The organism is Microbacterium sp. Leaf436, assembly GCF_001424715.1.
GTDB lineage: Bacteria > Actinomycetota > Actinomycetes > Actinomycetales > Microbacteriaceae > Microbacterium.
In genome coordinates, this window is sequence record NZ_LMRB01000001.1 from 335608 (window position 1) to 353689 (window position 18082).

Annotated in this window: 12 protein-coding genes; 7 read left to right on the forward strand and 5 right to left on the reverse strand. The window is 68.5% G+C overall.

The features are described from left to right. From ASG45_RS01530 to ASG45_RS01550, 5 genes are all read left to right on the forward strand, one after another. Positions 1–504 (forward strand): Jag family protein, encoded by a 504-nt coding sequence (locus tag ASG45_RS01530; protein ID WP_055832334.1) that lies wholly within the window; start codon positions 1–3, stop codon positions 502–504. Between the two features lie 5 nt (positions 505–509). Continuing rightward, positions 510–1139, forward strand: coding sequence for a 16S rRNA (guanine(527)-N(7))-methyltransferase RsmG (rsmG, locus tag ASG45_RS01535; protein WP_055832337.1), 630 nt, complete (start codon positions 510–512; stop codon positions 1137–1139). Between the two features lie 4807 nt (positions 1140–5946). Beyond that, positions 5947–6873, forward strand: coding sequence for a ParA family protein (locus ASG45_RS01540; protein WP_374754284.1), 927 nt, complete (start codon positions 5947–5949; stop codon positions 6871–6873). After that, a complete protein-coding gene (locus ASG45_RS01545) occupies positions 6873–7844 on the forward strand; it encodes a ParB/RepB/Spo0J family partition protein (RefSeq protein WP_055832340.1) in 972 nt (323 codons plus the stop codon). Before ASG45_RS01540 ends, ASG45_RS01545 begins: the two co-directional genes overlap by 1 nt. A gap of 83 nt (positions 7845–7927) precedes the next feature. Next, positions 7928–8275: a hypothetical protein gene (locus ASG45_RS01550; RefSeq protein WP_055832342.1), complete on the forward strand. Its 348-nt coding sequence runs from the start codon at positions 7928–7930 to the stop codon at positions 8273–8275. Between the two features lie 187 nt (positions 8276–8462). Here the strand turns inward: ASG45_RS01550 and trxA are convergent, their stop codons facing one another. From trxA to ASG45_RS01570, 4 genes are all read right to left on the reverse strand, one after another. Then, positions 8463–8786 (reverse strand): thioredoxin, encoded by a 324-nt coding sequence (gene trxA / locus ASG45_RS01555; RefSeq protein WP_055832344.1) that lies wholly within the window; start codon positions 8784–8786, stop codon positions 8463–8465. 62 nt (positions 8787–8848) lie between these two features. Then, positions 8849–9835, reverse strand: a complete 987-nt coding sequence (trxB, locus tag ASG45_RS01560) for a thioredoxin-disulfide reductase (protein WP_055832346.1) — start codon at positions 9833–9835, stop codon at positions 8849–8851. 73 nt (positions 9836–9908) lie between these two features. After that, positions 9909–11507 carry a murein biosynthesis integral membrane protein MurJ gene (gene murJ / locus ASG45_RS01565; RefSeq protein WP_055832348.1) on the reverse strand — a complete coding sequence of 533 codons (1599 nt, stop codon included), beginning with the start codon at positions 11505–11507 and terminating at the stop codon, positions 9909–9911. After that, a complete protein-coding gene (locus tag ASG45_RS01570; RefSeq protein ID WP_156459324.1) occupies positions 11504–13753 on the reverse strand; it encodes a DUF6049 family protein in 2250 nt (749 codons plus the stop codon). Before ASG45_RS01570 ends, murJ begins: the two co-directional genes overlap by 4 nt. A 106-nt stretch (positions 13754–13859) precedes the next feature. Here ASG45_RS01570 and ASG45_RS01575 point away from each other — a divergent pair, with 106 nt between their 5' ends. Together ASG45_RS01575 and ASG45_RS01580 are read left to right on the forward strand one after the other, a co-directional pair. Beyond that, the gene (locus ASG45_RS01575; protein WP_156459325.1) at positions 13860–15374 is read left to right on the forward strand and encodes a DUF7059 domain-containing protein; all 1515 of its coding nucleotides are present in this window, start codon (positions 13860–13862) and stop codon (positions 15372–15374) included. A gap of 98 nt (positions 15375–15472) precedes the next feature. Beyond that, positions 15473–16900 carry a CCA tRNA nucleotidyltransferase gene (locus tag ASG45_RS01580; protein WP_055832352.1) on the forward strand — a complete coding sequence of 476 codons (1428 nt, stop codon included), beginning with the start codon at positions 15473–15475 and terminating at the stop codon, positions 16898–16900. Between the two features lie 85 nt (positions 16901–16985). On the opposite strand, the gene ASG45_RS01585 is transcribed toward ASG45_RS01580, so the two are convergent. Continuing rightward, positions 16986–18020, reverse strand: coding sequence for an alcohol dehydrogenase catalytic domain-containing protein (locus ASG45_RS01585; protein ID WP_055832354.1), 1035 nt, complete (start codon positions 18018–18020; stop codon positions 16986–16988). Positions 18021–18082: the final 62 nt, after the last annotated feature.

Sequence of the window (18082 nt, forward strand, 5' to 3'; positions counted from 1 at the left end):
ATGACGACGTCAGATCAGATCGCACCCGAACAGACCGCCGCCACCGAGGAGCAGCTCGAGCAAGAAGGCGACATCGCTGCCGACTACCTCGAGGGACTTCTCGACATCGCCGACATCGAGGGCGACCTCGCCCTCGATGTACGTGGGGGGCGTGCCTACGTGTCGGTCGAGGCCGACGACGCGGAGGCCCTCTCGACGCTTTCGCACCCCGACACCGTTCAGGCACTGCAGGAGCTGACGCGCCTGGCCGTGCAGAACTCGACAGGCCGATTCTCTCGGCTCATCCTCGACATCGGCGGCTCGCGTGATGCGCGTCAGCGCCAGCTCGAGGCCCTCGTCGACCTGGCGATCGAGCGGATCAACGAGGGTGCCACACAGGCATCCCTGCCGGCCATGTCGAGCTACGAGCGCAAGTTGGTGCACGACATCGCCGCGGACCGCGGCTACACGTCTGAGTCGTTCGGTGAGGGCGCTGACCGCCACACCGTGCTGCGACGCGGCTGATCAGGATGCCGGAACAGCTCGAGCCTGAGCCGGCGGCAGCGGTCGCGCTGTTCGGCGACCGCATCGACCGTGCGCGGCAGTTCGTCGCCGCTCTCGCCGAGCATGGCGAAGAGAGGGGTCTCATCGGCCCCCAGGAAGTTCCGCGGCTGTGGACCCGACACGTCCTGAACAGCGCGATCACGGCGCCGTACTTCTCCGGGCGATCGGTGGATGTGGGTTCGGGCGCCGGCCTTCCCGGTCTCGTGCTCGCCATCGCTCGTCCCGACGTCGAATGGACGCTCATCGAACCGATGGAGCGCCGTACGGCGTGGTTGACCGAGCAGGTCGCCGAGCTGGAGCTCGACAACGTGACGGTCGAGCGCATGCGCGCCGAAGAGTGGGCCCGCGGGCGCATCTTCGACGTGGTGACCGCCCGAGCCGTCAGTGCGCTTCGCACCCTCCTGCCCTTCACCGCTCCCCTGGTCCGCCCTGGTGGGCGGCTCGTATTCCTCAAGGGAGCCAGCGTGGGAGCGGAGATCGAATCGGCAGCGAAGCAGGTTCGTAAGCTCGGCCTCACAGACGTCTCGGTCGAGGTCGTGGGCGAGGGTGTGCTCGACGAGCCCACGCGTGTCTTCTTGGCCACCGTCTCGCGCTAGCGTTCGTGGAGGCTCTGAGGGGCTGCAGACGCCGCTGAGAGTCCACGCACGAGCGTGTGGGCGTGCGCGGCGGGTGCTTCCGCGCCGCGGTGGATGCAGCGCGGATGGTGTGCGCCCGTGGCGGGTATGGAGCGATGGGCGGATACGGCGTCGTCCTCGACGACGCTGACGCGGGTGTGCGCATTTTCCTCGCGGTGTCGGTGTGGCTTGGTCTCAGGCAGCGCCAGGGACTGTCTTCGGTGCGTGCCCACGCACGATGGGCCAGGGCTGCGGCTGTACCGAGACATCTTGCGGTAGTCCGCGTTCACACCACCCCTCCGATATATATCCATATGAATACAGTTATGGGTGAAGGAAGGAAGGTGGGCGGCGCGATGGTCCTCTGGGCGACGATGAGGTCGGCAAGGACGGGTGCATCTGACGCATCTCGCGCCGCATGATTTCTGTCAGATGGGATGCGCGTGGAGCGTCCATTTGCATCCATCGTGCGCCTCGTGAGGGACGCGTCTTCTTCTGGATGCCAGACGAGTCACCATTGCGTCTGCGTTCGCCGACATTGTTCACCACGTCACGTCCGCCGTCGCTCGCACGACCGGTTCGCGTGGGCGGAACGTCGTGCGGTGGGGGATGCGGTCGATCCCGAGTTACGGCGAGGGCTCTGCGGCCATGGTCGTCCTCTTCGGTGAGCTTGCGACGAGGCCCGTGGGAAGCGAGTCTCGTCGACGGTGAGATGCAACAGGGCACCGTCTCGATCTGAGGATCCGCGGACTGGGATGGATCTGCTGCGCGGGCGAGACAACGAGACCTTACGAAGCGCGTCTGCCGTGTGCGTGGAGTTCGGAGGCGTCGACCGTTCTCGCTGCTACGAAGCGTGATGGTGGCTCGGGCGAATGCCCTGGTGCAGTTCGCGCACGGGTCAGGAACGTGCTGACCAGTTGCGAGAACGTGGGGCCGTTGTCATGACCCGCACGAAGCGGGGTCCGGGTCTGGTCCGGATGTCGCTGCGCACGCCACGGTGTTCGCGGTTTCACGATCGTAGGCGGATTTGTTCGAGCCTCTCGCTGCCCCAATGATCCTGCACATGTGAACGTGCCCCACGATGGGTGGGATCCCGTGATGCACGGTGACGATCGTGAGGTGGCGGCTACGGGCTGTGGAGCCAGCTCGACGCGGTCGTCGTGGGTGGGGCCCGGGGAGGTCTGGCCGTGAGCCGCAAGTCGGTGTTCGACGCTCCCCTGACTGGGGTGTGGGCCTGAGCCAGTGATGTGCACCGTGTCTCGGAGTGGCGCGGAGAACTCGGTTGTGACCATCTGAATCGTTCGGCGCGGCCAGAGCACAACGACCGTCCTGCGAGACATGGAGCACAGTAGCGATCGGTGACGTGATCTGCCTCGTCGGAGCCCCTGTGGCGGCGTGCGCTTGCAAAGGGCTTGGTGGGTCAGCGAGAGGTGAGCAGCAGGCGCGGATAGGCGGTGTCGCTCTCGCGTTCCACGTGAAACATCCCGACTCTCCGGCTTGCTGTTAGACCGGCCCGTGTGTGTTTCACGTGAAACATTGAAGTTCAGGTCGAGAGGGTGGCAGGAGAGAACGTCGGTGCGGGGCTGTTCCCGCATGAGCACGTTGCCTAGCTCTCTTCTCGCGGGCGCGGAATCGCGGCAGTGAATCGATGGTCGGGCCGCTCCCCCGCCCATTCCTGCGCAGCCCAGGCGCTTCCCGTGGGGCTGGGTAGTGGCTTCGGGCCGACATGCTGATCGGTCGGTGTGGGGCTGGCCTTTCGGTTGTCTCTTCCCAAGACGTTGGTTCCAGCGGGGTGTCTTAAACCTCCCGCATGTCTAGACCAGTGCGGACGGCGCAAGTGCGTGCGGCCTGATCTCCGCGCGACACCTCTCGTGGGACGTGGGACGCCTACTCAATGAGCGATAGCGGTGCCCTGACCTGCCGCGCCCAGATATGAATCGGTCAGCCGGCGGGGGCCTAGCCTGCCTCGCCTACAGCCCTGGTCCCAACCAGTCGTTCGCCCAACAAGCCTTCTCGCCGGAGGCATCGGCGTGACGGGAGGGTGGGTGGTGATTGGGATGTCTCCCATGGACTGGCGACGTGGTCACGGCGCCTGATTCGGATGAGGACGGGATCTCCTCACGGTCGCGGGCTCACTGACCGCGGCCGTCATCGACCAACCCGGTGCCGGCCGAACGGTGCACACTAGGCCGACGCGCGCCCCGCAGACCCACTCGGCGTCTCGTGTAAAGGTCGCCCCGCTGCGTGGAGAGCTGGGCGTGGAGCTGACGGTGCACGGAAGGCCACACCGAGGTAGTCGCATCCGGACGCGTGCCATTCCGGGCAACTGAGGCTCGGCCTGGCGAGAACGTGCCATCCCCTGCAGCCACCGTGCCGGTCGTGTGTGCCGGCTGATGCGATGTGCTGGGCCGCGCGACGTGCGGGGGCGGACGTCGCGCCGGGACCTCTTTCGTGCCGGACCCATGTCGTGCAGGGAGATACATCGCGAGGCGAAGTGTGTTGTCGCAGCCGCGCCCAGGGCGCTCGGGAGCACTCTCATGCGCACTGGCTGCCGCATCCGTGGCTGGACAGCGCACTGGGAGGGTCGGACGACGCCGTACCCCCCCGCTCCAGTGGTTGCTCCCCTGCATGGATCGAGAGACGGTCGCGGCGTACTCCGGCTTCTGGGCGGCTCAGAGAGTGGCGTCGTCCGACACGCTGAGGCACCCGCGCTTTGCTGCGCCGCAACTACCCCGCGATTCGCGCAGACAGGAGAGCGCGCGAGTGGCTGTGCGGGTCGCGTCGCCGCGGCTCGGCCAGGTCATGCGTGAGGGTGGTGAGCCAGTGCCGTAGTTCTTCGGCTCGAGAACGTGAAAGCACCGAAGTGACGTCACTTCGGGAGTAGCGGCGCCCGAGATCCCGGGGCCAGATGCCGGCAAGGCCGTTCACCTTTCCGACATCGATAAGTCTGTCTCGAGCCCCCACGAGCACCGCGGGTGTCCAGTGCTGGGCCCCCTCCGATCCGAGGAAGTCTTGGCCACTTGGCGAGGCGTCAGGTCCAGGTCCACGGGCATGACGCCGAAGTCCGGGGCGTTGAAATGACAGTCCCTGTTTCACGTGAAACATCGCGCATATAGCCAGCCGATAGATCCGCCGCATCGCAGCAGTGAGCGGCGCACAGATAGCCCCGCCTTTCCGCGCCCGTCTACGACAGGGATCGCGTCGTGATGCGCCTTGGCCATCGCCATGCTGGAGCGGGCCGGACTTCAGATGCTGTCTGAGCGTCGATCGGGGACTCACCGGCAACGCGGCTTGACCGGTGACCGCCGAGCTCGCGGACGCTGTACGTGTCCGCTGCATCAGAGTGCTCTGGGCGCGCTCCGTGCGAACCTGCTTCGTGCGCGTCGGGGATGACGTGAAGGACGGGCCCCACTCCCCCGATGGTGGACGATTACCCCAGTTCGCTGCCTCCCCAAGTGACCGGCGTCGACTCGCACACAATGGCCGGAGATCGTCGCGCAGGCTGTGAGCGAACCGGAGGATGCGCTCGCGTGGGGCGCCGGACTGCTCAGGGAAGGCGCATCGGCGGACCACGATCGGCGCCGTCCTGGACACCAGTGCCCAGAACGGAGAGACGAGCCTCATGATGCACCGGCTTGGTTGCCCACAGATGCGTGCCGCAGTCCAGCCGACGGGCGGCAATCGCCCATTGGAGGCTCTCGCTCCGGCGGGCAGCGGGGCGCGACGATTGTCGACTGACTGAGGTGTCCTGAAATCGGACGATGGTGCCGAATAGGAAGGCTTCCTCCCCAGCAGTCGAGGTCCGGATGGGAAGGGAACCGAGTGAATCATGCGCACGCGCCAGGCTGTGCGATGTTCCACGTTAAACACTGAGCGATCGAACGCGCGCAGAGCGGTCTCGGCTGGACGCTGCGCCGGGATGAACATCCCCGTTCGGAGCGAGTCGACGGGGACCTGGGTAGTCTCGAGCAAACTGCAAGCGCGCGGGAGCCTCCCTATTGCCGCAATCTCGGGTTCGTATGGACGGGGTGAGATGTTTCACGTGAAACGGTCCCGCATGCGTGCCACGCCTTGAGTCACACCGCTGCCTGTCGCCATCGTTACGACACGGCGCTCCCGGCGCCGCGCCGCACTCCCCTCGGATCATGCTCGCGGTCCTGTCGAACCCGGTGGGGACGAGATCGCGGGACCGGGTTCACGATTTGGTAGCCACTCACTCACCAGCGGCCTGCCGATGAGACCGAGGCGGGCACTCACTTCCCGACAGTGGCAAAAGCTGATGTTTCACGTGAAACACATCGGTCCGCGGTCTCAGATGCCACGCGCGATTCTCCGGTCAGGCGTAGCCACGCAGTGCAAAAAGCAACCCCGCGTGAACCGGCGAGCATGGATTCCGTTGCGAGACGAGAGCCGTTAGTGTCGGCGGATCGTATCGCCAGGTGCCTGCACTGTTAACCCTCCGCTCCCTGAAGCCGGTCGGGCAGACACCTCACGCGTCGTGGGAGTCGTCCGCTCAAAGTTGCCCGCAGCGAGTTGTGTGGACAGCTCGCCTCTTCAGCCGACACGTCGTGCCCCATGATCCCGCCACACAGAACACAGCAGGAAGGCTCGGGTGTCACCCAAGGACGGAGCGATGGACGCTCATCGTGATCGCGGCGCGAGGATAGCCGCCCGTGGAGAAAGGTGGACCGGCTTAACCCCGTCGAGCGGTGTGGGTTGCACAAATGACGGTGCCGCCCGGGTATCCGGGGATGGCGCGAGTAGACTGAGCAAGTTCGGCAACGGAGAGGTGTTTCACGTGAAACAGTCCGATGGGGCATCTGCGTCCTCTTCCTTCGAGGACTCCCCCATCGCTCGTGAGATCGCTGATCTTTCCGCGCGACGTCGCGCCCTTGACTCGCGAGAGGTGGAGCTGTCGGGACGCACTCGCGTCTTCACCGTCTCGAACCAGAAGGGCGGCGTAGGGAAGACAACGACCGCGGTAAACGTGGCCGCCGCTCTTGTGTCGATCGGGGCTCGCGTCCTCGTGATCGATCTCGATCCGCAGGGCAATGCGTCGACCGCTTTGGGAGTCGCTCACAACGCTGAGACGCCGAGTGTGTATGACGTTCTCATCGACGACTTCCCGCTCGCCGACATCGTGCAGACCAGCCCGGAGTCACCGAATCTTCTGTGCGCACCGAGCACCATTCACCTCGCCGGTGCTGAGATCGAGCTTGTTTCGCAGGTTGCTCGGGAGCACCGACTGCGCGGAGCTCTCCGCGACTACCTCGCGATCGACGACAACCACCTCGACTTCGTCATCATCGACTGCCCGCCGTCCCTGGGCCTGCTGACCATCAACGCGTTCACTGCCGCCGATGAGGTCATGATCCCCATTCAGTGCGAGTACTACGCGCTCGAGGGCCTGAGTCAGCTTCTGGGCAGCGTGCAGATGATTCAGAAGCACCTCAATCCTTCGCTCCACGTCTCGACGATCCTGCTGACGATGTACGACGGCCGTACGCGTCTCGCTCAGCAGGTCGCCGAAGAAGTGCGTTCGCATTTCACCCACGAGGTCCTCGACACGGTGATTCCCCGATCGGTGCGCGTCTCCGAGGCGCCGAGCTTCGGTCAGACGGTCATCGCGTACGATGGCCAATCAGCGGGGGCCATCGCTTACCGTGAGGCGGCGGTCGAGATCGTCGCGCGCGACACCACGAAGAAGGATTCCTGATGGCGAAGAGAACCGGTCTGGGTCGCGGTATCGGCGCCCTCATTCCCACCGCAGAGCCGTCGGAGTCCCGTCCGGTCGACGTCTTCTTCCCCGGTGCGTCGAGTTCGTCGAAGGCGGAGTCCGCGGAGAAGACTGACGCATCTGCCGAGGCAGATGGTCTCGTCACGGTCCCGGGCGCGCGGCTCGTGCACATCGACCCCAAGTTGATCGTTCCCAACCCGCGTCAACCGCGCACGCACTTCGACTCCGACGATCTCGCTGAGCTCGTCCACTCGGTGCGCGAGTTCGGCGTGCTGCAGCCCGTCGTGGTCCGGGACAAGGGCGACGGCACCTATGAGCTCATCATGGGCGAGCGCCGCACCCGAGCGTCTCGCGAGGCGGGCCTCGACACCATCCCCGCGGTGGTCCGAGAGACCGAAGACGAGTACCTGCTGCGTGATGCTCTGCTCGAGAACCTTCACCGTTCCCAACTGAATCCGTTGGAAGAGGCGTCGGCCTACCAGCAGCTGCTCGAGGATTTCGGGATCACTCAGGAGGAACTCGCCACGAGGATCGGGCGGTCGCGCCCGCAGATCAGCAATACGATCCGCCTGTTGAAGCTGCCCGTCCCCGTTCAGCAGCGAGTGGCGGCCGGAGTCCTGAGTGCCGGACACGCCCGCGCCATCCTGTCGCTCGACGACCCGCGTGAGATGCAGAAGCTCGCCGACAAGATCGTGAACGAGGATCTGTCTGTGCGCGCGGCCGAAGCCGCGGCGAAGATGCCCGGGGTGGCGCCGGTGCGGCAGAAACCGCAGGCAGGCTCGCGTCGTGCTGGCCTCGACGAGGTCGCCGAGCGTTTGGGCGATCGGTTCGACACAAAGGTCCGCGTCTCTCTCACCGCGAAAAAAGGCCAGATCAGCATAGATTTCGCCTCGATTCAGGATCTGAACAGAATCCTGGCGACCCTGGGTGAAGACGGGTACACGGGCTGAGACCGACCCCACAGGTGCGCACACTTGTGCACACCCGGGCGCCAGACGATCCCGGTGTCGGTGGCTCGACGTAACCTGGATGGGTGACTTCGAACGACCAAAACCCTCGCCGTCGTGCCAGCCTGGAGCTGCTGCGTGCCGAGGCGTCCGACGAACTCGCGGTGCTGATTCACGAACGCCTGCGGGGCGGCGAAGATCCCTGGGACTTCATGGAGGACCTGCCGAACGTGGATGAACTCGTGGTCCTCACTCTGCGGGCCGAGAACATCACAGAGAACGGTGGCGTTCGCCCCAATCGCGCCCGCAACTACCGTGTACTCCGTCAGATCGCCCTCGACTATCCGGCTCTGACGCGGGCTGTGTGGCGCATCCTGGGCGAAGAAGAGTCGCACCGTGTGTGGGACGCCAGCGCTCGACTCGACGCCTCCTGACGGCGGGAGACCCCCGGCACCGGCGAAGCCGGCACCGCTTTGCGTCGGGCACCGACCGTGTTCCGTCGAGCGGCGGTGGCGTACCGGCATCCCTCTCTCGACATATGGGCACCTCGGCAGGGCTGTCCCTTCCGAAAACGACGAATCCCCGACGCCGTGGCGCCGGGGATTCGATGATCGCGGGGACTCAGCCGAGGAACGGCGCGAGGTCCTGCTCGAGTGCGTACTTGGGCTTCGCACCGATGATGGTCGTCTTGACCTCACCGCCCTGGAAGACCTTCATCGCGGGGATGGAGGTGATCTGGTACTTCATCGCGAGGTCGGGGTTCTCGTCGACGTTGAGCTTGAGGATCGTGATCTTGCCCGAGTTCTCGTTCTGGATCTCGTCGAGGACGGGGGCGACCATGCGACACGGTCCGCACCACTCGGCCCAGAAGTCCACGAGAACGGGTCCGTCAGCCTGCAGGACGTCCTGCTCGAACGTTGCGGAGGTCGTCGCCTTGGCAGTCATTGCATATCTCCTTAGATGGAAGCTTCAGTGAATGAAAACGCTGGTGAGCGTTCTTTTGTTCCTCAGACGACAGCGGCGTCGGGAAGGCCCTCGATGGGGCTCTCCGCGACCGCGGGCTCGCCGGCCTCACCGCGGGCGGCGAGGAAGTGTTCCACGTCGAGGGCAGCGACGGTACCGCTGCCGGCGGCCGTGATGGCCTGGCGGTAGGTCGGGTCGATGACGTCGCCGGCGGCGAAGACACCCTCGACCGACGTGCGCGAGGAACGGCCGTCGACCCAGATGGTGCCCTGGTCGGTGAGCTGCAGCTTGTCGTGCACGAGGTGGGTGCGGGGGTCGTTGCCGATGGCGACGAACAGACCGTCGAGGGGGAGCTCGCTCACGGTGTCGTCCACCGTCGAGCGCAGGCGCACACCGTTCACGGCGTCGTCGCCCAGGATCTCGTCGACCGCGGAGTTCCAGATGAACTCGATCTTGGGGTTCGCGAAAGCACGCTCCTGCATGATCTTCGACGCCCGCAGCGAGTCCTTGCGGTGGATGATGTAGACCTTCGACGCGAACTTGGTGAGGAAGTTCGCCTCTTCCATGGCCGAGTCGCCGCCGCCGACGACGGCGATGGTGCGGTCACGGAAGAAGAAGCCGTCGCACGTGGCGCACCACGAGACGCCGCGGCCGGAGAGGCGCTCTTCGCCCTCGAGTCCGAGCTTGCGGTACGCGGAGCCGGTGGCGTAGATGACCGAGATAGCCTCTTCGACCTTGCCGCTGCCGAGCGTGACGGTCTTGACGGGGCCGTCGAGCTGGAGCGACACGACGTCGTCGTACAACACCTGCGCTCCGAAGCGTTCGGCCTGCGCCTGCATCTTGGCCATGAGGTCAGGACCCTGGATGCCGTCGGGGAAGCCGGGGAAGTTCTCGACCTCGGTCGTGTTCATGAGGTCGCCGCCGGCTTCGACGGAACTCGCGACGACGAGGGGCTCGAGGTTGGCTCGGGCGGCGTAGATGGCGGCGGTGTAGCCGGCGGGGCCCGATCCGATGATGATGACGTGACGCACGGTAGCGCGTTCCCTTCGTTGATTCCGTCGGATGAAACCCATGGTAGCCCCGGGATATTCCGGGAACCCGGGGCTAGCGGTGGGGGAGGAAGCGACGGCCCAGGGTGAGCGCCGGCGCGAGCTCGGGGGTGCGGAAGAGCGCCAGGATGCCGAGGTACACGGCGAGCACGACGGAGCCGACGATGGCGGCACCTGCCGCTCCCGCGAGGGCACTGCTGGTCGTCCACCCGTCCGTGCCACCGAGCAGCAGCAGCACGCCGTACCCGGCGGCCGCTGCCGGAACAGCGGCCAACGCGAACCTGCCGAGGGCGAGCAGCCACGATGCCGTTCCGATGCCCGACAGGCGACGGTGCAGCAGCACGGTGGCGACGACGACCTGCACGACGCTGGCGATGGACTGGGTCAGGGCCACACCCGCCGCCAGCTCGCCCCGACCGAGAACGGCACTGGCGAGGACCGCGCCGCCGGCCACGAGGGCGCACTGGAGGAGCGTGAAGAAGAAGGGTGTGCGCGTGTCGTTGTACGCGTAGAAGGTGCGCTGTACGACGAATAGCACGGCGAGGGGCACGAGGCAGACCAGGAAGCACAGCAGCACCGGTGCCGCAGCGACGGCCTGTTCGGCGTTCTTGGTGAAGATGCGGCTGGCCGGAACCGCCGCGACGGCGAGGGCCGCGGCCGACGCGACGATGAAGAAGCCGAGCGTGCGGATGCTGCGCGAGATGTCCGCGCGCACCTGGTCGTGGCGACCCGCGGCCGCGTGCTCGCTGAGCTGGGTGAAGTACGGCGTTCCGATCGACAGCACGATGATCGAATACGGGAGCATGAACAGCAGCCACGCGTTCTGAGAGACGAAGATGGCGGGGTCGTTCCCCGAGGCGCCCGAGAGCACGTTGGATTGCACGATGCCGGCGAGCTGACCCGCCACGACCATCAGGAAGGTCCAGCCCGCGAGACGCCCGATGTGGCGCAGGCCCACGCCCTTCCACTGGAAGTCGGGCCGCAGCGTGAGCCCCGCGCGCCGCCAGAAGAACAGCAGCACCAGGGTCTGCACGACGATGCCGGCGGTGGCGGTGCCGGCGAGTGTCGCGATCATCGAGGGCGTCCACGCGGCGACGCGATCCTGAGGGCCGCTGAAGATCAGGATGAAGACGCCGAAGCCGGCGATCGAGATGACGTTGTTGACGATCGGCGCCCACGTGTACGGCCCGAACACGCGCCGGGCGTTCAGGATCTCGCCCAGCAGTGCGTACAGACCGTAGAAGAACACCTGCGGAAGGCACCAGTAGGCGAAGGCGGTCGACAGTGCCAGCTGATCGTCGGTGAACTTGCTCGCGTACACCTGCACCAACAGGGGCGCGGCGACCATGGCGAGCGCCGTGGCCCCCAGCAGGCCCACCGTGCCCAGCGTGAAGAGCTTGGAGATGAATGCCTGGCCGCCGTCGGCGTGCGCGGCCGCCTTGACGATCTGCGGGACGACCACGGCGGTCAGCAGACCCGTCGAGATGATCGCGTAGATGTTGTTGGGCAGCTGGTTCGCGACGGCGAAGGCGTCACCCGCGCCACCGATCGAACCGATGGCTGCGACCAGCACGATGGTGCGCAGCAGACCGGTCAGGCGCGACGCGATGGTCCCCGCTCCGATGAGCACACTCGCCCGTCCGATACTGCTCACGGGCGGTTCTCCTCGGTGAAGTCGGATGACAGCGGCTCGGTGCCGTCGTCGTCGGTGTCGGGGGCACTGTCGTCCGATGCCGGGCTGCGCCCATCGGCATCCGGGCTCTTGCGCACGATGCTGCCGTCGGCCGGGGGCTCGGCATCCGGAGTCTCGTCGCCCTCGGTGCGCGTTCGACGGCGACGGGCGATGGTGCGCACGACGCCGAGACTCAGGAACGCCACGATCAGCAGGATGATGACGATGAGGCCGATGCTCTCCCACTCGGCCCGCACCTCGACGTCGACCACCTGCGGCGAGCCCACGGCTTCTCCGGTGGGGCTGTAGAGCTGCAGGGCGACGCTGACCTCGCCGTTGGCGATGCGTGCCTCGACGGGGACCTCGACGCGCGTGTTGGCCGAGGCCTGAGCGTTGACGGTCGTGCGCGGCTGCACGCGGAGCCGCACGTCGTTGGGGTCCACGGCCATCACGACCGTGACGGGCCAGGGCAGGTCGTTGCGCACCCACGGCCGCAGCGGCGCGCTGGAACTCACGAGTCGGAAGTCCGACGACAGGATGCCGACGGAATCGAGCGTCGTACGCGTCGCGGCGCGGTGGTCCGAGACGGCCTTGCGGGCGGCATCCCCCGTCCACGACACGTTCGTCACCTGGAGGACTTCGGCGCGCTCGCGGCCGGTGAGCAGCTCGGGCTGGTCGAGGATCGTCGCGAAACGGTCGATGACCTGCTCGTCGGCGAGCAGATCGGCGACGTCGGTGACGCGGGCGGTATCGACCGTCGCGTCGGCGAGGGTGATCTCGGATGCCGGGATCGTCGACACCGCGGCGAGCGTGGAGCTGCTGTACCCCGGCGCCGTCGCGACGAGGCCCAGGGTCGCGCGGAGACTCACGCGCGAGCGGTCGGTGCCGCGGTCGAGGATGGCGAGGACGGGCTGATCACCGGTGGTCGCGCGAGCCAGGGCGAGGTAGGCCTGCGCGGCCGCGAGCGCCGACCCCCGTCGGGTCGTGTCGTTCTGTCCGGCGGCGTCGGCGAGAGCACGCGAGACCTCGGCGTCGTAGACGGGGGTGGATACGCCTGCCACGGCGGCGGCGGCCTGACGTGCGCCCCCGACCACGCTGGTCGACGGCACCAGCACGTGGGCGGGCTGATCGGCGCTCCCCAGGGCACCGAGGGCGGTGACGGTGTCGGCGCCGGCCGACCCGGTCGCGGGCCAGAAGACGTTCGGGGTGGCGGAACCGATGTCGAGCAGCGACGTCAGCGACGGGTAGGACGGCTGGCCCGGCGTCGCCGATGTCGACGGATCGGGCGTCGACACCGCCGAGACGGCGGGCGCGGGCTGGGTGAAGTCGGCGGCCGCCATGTACGACTGCAGCGACGTAGGCGAGAGGGGGGCGGTGAGGCCGGCTCGCAACTGCGCCGCGATGTCGGCGTCACCGAACTGCAGCGCGAAGCGGTTGTTGGGCAGCGCCAGCAGACGCTGCAGCCAGGCCACGGCGGTGGGGGGTGCGGCCGAGCCGAGAACCCGGATCGCTGCGGGGATGGCGGGATCGACCGCGAGGGTCGCCCCGGTTCCGTCGACCGCATCGAGTTGGGCCGAGAGAGCGCCGTCGACCGCGGTGAGCTCCGCCAGTTCGCTCGCGCTCAGCAGCCCCCGGGTCATCGGTGCGGCCGTGATGGGAACGACGAGGGCGACGGGTGTCTGCGCGCCCGCGTCGTTCGGAACGACGACCACGGTCGGGGTGCGCAGACCCGCGCCGTCGGCCGTCACGCGCACCGGGTAGACCCCCGCCGCGCGTCCGGCCAGCGCGGCGTCGGTCGCCGGTACCGACAGCGCCGTGGTGGTCTGGGCGCCGGAGGCGGTGGCATCCATCGATCCGGTGGCGACCTGCTGCAGGGTGACTCCGGTGGTGTCGCCGCCGAGCCAGCGCTCGAGGGCCGCGTCGTCGCTCAGGGGCGCCGTTCCCAGCTGCAGGCCGACGGGGGTCGCGACGGCCGCCCCGGAACCCGCCGCCAGGGTCACGGCGACCGTCAGCGCCTCTCCGGGGCGCAGGATGCCGTTGGCGACGGGTGCGGCCGACAGGACGGCCGGCGTCGTCGAGGCCGACGGCGAGGGGCTCGGTGCGGCAGCCGCGGCGGGCATCGCCGGGACCGCGAGTCCGAACGCCAGGGCGCCGGCGGCGAGGGTCGCCAGCAGCCGGCGCGTGAGGGAGCGCCGCGGCACGGGTGAGCCCGGAGGCTGGGAGGTCACGTTCATACGAGCGTCGGTGGAACGAGGGGGCCTCGCACCGCGTCGAGTCTAGGCCCGCGCACCTCGGAGCCCCCCGATAGCCCCGCGCAGACGGTTGAATGGACCGGTGCTCCCCGAACCCGACGCCCTGCTGTGCCGCGCCCTCGCCGACGACCTCCGCGCGGCGGGCTTCGCCAGCGCTGCACTGAGAGACGCGTGGGGTGCCCAAGCCGACGACGCTCTCGCCCGCGGCCTGCGTCGCCCCGCCACGCGCGCGCTGGGCGACCGGGGTGACGCGTTGGCCGTGCTGGGACGCCTCTGGGGTCTGGGACTGCCCGTGGCACGCGGCGACGTGGAGGCGGCGCTGCCCGCGCTGCGCGTCGACGGAGCCGTGACTCTGGGGCTCATCGAGGTGTCGGGCGATGCGGTCACCCCGGCGGTGATGCTGCGCCCGCAGGGGTTCTCCGACGACCAGGGCGACGTCGAATGGTGGATCGCGAGCGATCTCGACGAGTCGGCGCTCGAGGGCCCGCTCCCCGAGAACCACGTGCTCGGGGTGGGGGGCGCCTCCGAGACCCTCGCGCGGCTGCAGCTCACGCGTCGCGCGCACACCGCCCTCGATCTCGGCACGGGGTGCGGCATCCAGGCCCTGCGGTTGCGCCGTCTGGTCGACCACGTCGTCGCGACCGACATCTCGGAGCGCGCGCTGCGGTTCACCCGGCTGAACGCCCTGCTCAACGACGTCGACGGCATCGAGACGCGGCACGGCTCGCTCTTCGAACCCGTCGCCGGCGAGACGTTCGACCGCGTGGCCTCCAATCCCCCGTTCGTCATCACTCCCCGCGTGGCCGGTGTTCCGGCGTATGAATACCGCGACGGTGGTCTCGAGGGCGACGCGCTCGTCGCGTCGGTCATCGGCGGCGTGGGCGCGCACCTGTCCCCCGGCGGTGTCGCGCAGTCACTCGGCAACTGGGAGTACCGCGAGGGCGAGTCGGGACTCGATCGGGTGCGCGACTGGATCGGAACGTCGATGGACGCCTGGGTCGTCGAGCGGCAGGTGCTCGATCCGCTCGCCTACGCCGAACTGTGGGTGCGCGATGGCGGTACCGTCGCCGGCACCCCCGCGTACGCGCGGCTGATCGACGCCTGGCTCGACGACTTCGCCGAGCGGGGGGTGACCGGCATCGGTTTCGGCTACGTGCTCGTGCGCAAGCCCCTCGCCGGAGCCCCCACGCTCGCCCGCTTCGAGCGGGTCGACGGCGGCGGCGAGGCGTGGTTCGGGTCGCACCTGGCCGCCTGCCTCGCCGCGCACGATCGCGCGGCGCTGCTCGACGACGAGAGCCTGGCCGACAGCGTGCTGCGCGTCGCCCCCGACGTGACCGAGGCCCGGCACCACCGACCGGGTGAAGAGGACCCCTCGGTCATCGAGCTGCGCCAGGGCGGGGGCTTCGCGCGCGCGCTCGAGGTCGACCCCGCGTTGGCGGCGCTCGTGGGCGCGTGCGACGGCGATCTGTCGGTGGGCGTGCTCGTCGACGCGATCGCGCAGCTGCTCGAGGTGGATGCCGAGGCCCTCCGCGCCGACCTGCTCCCGCGTGTGCGCGAGTTGCTGGTGACCGGGTTCGTGGACTTCGCCGACGACTGACGCCCGCCGGTGTCTGCGGACAGGGTGCCGTCGGCCCTCGCGTCTGGCGCGGAGCACGTCTGCGGTGGCTGTCGGCGGCCCCGGATAGGCTCGAAGGCATGCTGAACATGGTCGACGGTCTCGCGCGCCTGGAGGAGCTGGCGGCCCACCCCGTGGTCGCAACTCTCGCCCGCGTCTTCGCCGACGCCGGTCGCGACCTGGCCCTGGTCGGGGGACCCGTCCGCGACGCGTTGCTGGGCCGGATCACCCACGACTTCGACTTCACCACCGACGCGCGTCCCGACGAGATCCTCGCCCTGGTGAAGCCGGTGTCGTCGGTGCAGTGGGACGTCGGTCGGGCCTTCGGCACGATCGGCGCCCGGGTCAGGGGTGAGCAGGTCGAGATCACGACCTACCGGGCCGACAGCTACGACGGCGTCACCCGCAAGCCCACCGTCGAGTTCGGTGACACGCTCGAGGCCGATCTCAACCGCCGCGACTTCACGGTCAACGCCATGGCGCTGCGGGTTCCCGCCCGCACCCTCGTCGACCCGACGGGCGGCGTCGAAGACCTGCTGGCCCAGCGCCTGCGCACCCCCATCGATCCCGCGGTGAGCTTCGGCGACGACCCCCTGCGCATGCTGCGCGGAGCCCGATTCGCGTCGCAGCTCGAGTTCACCCTCGACCCCGACACGCTCGCCGCCATCGTCGAGCTGCGCGCCTCGCTGCAGATCGTCAGCCCCGAGCGCGTGCAGGCGGAGCTCGTGCGGCTGCTCCAGACCGACGACCCCGTCCGCGGTATCCGGGTGCTGGTCGAGACCGGCCTGATCGACGAGTTCCTGCCCGAGGTACCGGCGCTGCGCCTCGAGGTCGATGAGCACCACCACCACAAAGACGTCTACGAGCACTCGCTCACCGTGCTACGCCAAGCCATCGCGCTCGAGAAGGAACGGCATCCGGATGCCGCCCCCGATGTGCCGCTGCGTCTCGCGGCGCTGCTGCACGACATCGGCAAGCCCGCGACGCGGCGCCTGGAGCCGGGCGGCGGCGTGACCTTCCACCACCACGACATCAAGGGCGCACGCCTGGCCCGCAAGCGTCTGCAGGCGCTGCGCTTCGACGCGAACACCACGACCGTCGTGTCGCGTCTGGTCGAACTGCACCTGCGGTTCTTCGGCTACGCCGAGGGCGCCTGGACCGACTCCGCGGTCCGACGCTACGTGCGCGACGCCGGCGACGAGCTCGAACGCCTGCACATCCTCACGCGGGCCGACGTGACCACGCGCAACAAGCGCAAGGCCCATCGCCTGGCATCCGCGTACGACGACATCGAGAGCCGCATCTCGGCGCTGCGCGAGCAGGAGCAGATCGACGCGATCCGCCCCGAGCTCGACGGCAACCGCATTCAAGAGGTGCTGGGGGTGAAGCCCGGTCGTGAGGTGGGCGAGGCCTACCGGTTCCTGCTCGAGCTGCGCCTCGACGAGGGCGTGCTCGGCGAAGACGAGGCCGAGAAGCGCTTGCGGCAGTGGTGGGCGGCGCGGGGATAGGCACCGACCCGGCGTGACGCTCCCCCTGCGGGAACGCCGCGGGCGTGGCATCCATGGTCCGGATGCCACCCCCGCGGCGCCGTGATCAGGGAACGACGACCGCGCGGCCGCGCACCTCGCCCCGGTGCAGCTTGGCGTACGCCTCGACCGCGCCGTCGAAGCCGTAGCGCTCGACGTGCACGCCGACCGCGCCACTACGGGCGAGGTCGAGCACCTCGATCAGCTCGCTGCGCGTGCCCCAGTACGGCGCGCGGACGGCGGCTCCCATCGGTGTGGAGAAGAAACCGGCGGGGAGGATGCCGCCACCGATACCCACGATGTGGATGAAGCTGTCGATCGCCGCGACCTCGCGCGCGAGGTCGATCGTGGGCTGCACTCCGACGAAGTCGAACACCGCCGCCGCGCCGAGGCCGTTCGTCAGCTCCCGGATGCGGGTGGCCGCCTGAGCGTCGGAGGCGACCGTGTGGTGGGCGCCGACCTCGCGGGCGAGGGCGAGCTTGTCCTCGCCGATGTCGACGGCGATGACGGTGGCCTGCGAGATCGCGCGGAGGATCTGCACTCCGACGTGTCCCAGGCCGCCGACGCCGATCACCACGGCCACGGCGCCGGGGTACAGCTTCTCTTTCGCCGACACGATCGCGTGGTACGGGGTGAGACCCGCGTCGGTCAGCGACACGGTCTCGACGGGATCGAGGTCGCCGAGGGGCGCGAGGTGACGCGGATCGTCGACGATGACGTACTCCGCCATGGCTCCCGGGCTTCCGAGCCCCGGAGGGGTGATGCCCATCTCGGCGGCATACGGGCAGTAGTTCTCGGCGCCCTTCGCGCAGGCGTGGCACCGACCGCAGCCCCACGGTCCGTAGATCGCGTAGGCCGCGCCGACCTCGACGCTCTCGACTCCTTCGCCGAGCTCGTCGACGATGCCGGCGCCCTCGTGGCCGAGCGTGAGCGGGAGGCCGTAGGTGTACTGCTCTTCGGGGAGGTCCATCACGAACCAGTCGGAATGGCACAGCCCCGCGGCCGTGACCTTGAGTCGCACCTGGCCCGGACCCGCGTGGGGTTCCTCGATCTCGACGACCTCGGGGCCTTTGCCGATCTCGCGATACTGCACTGCCTTCATGGCATCCCTCTCCTTCGTTTCTCCCACCGTGCGCGTGCGCACCGGGATCGTGGGCGGGGGTT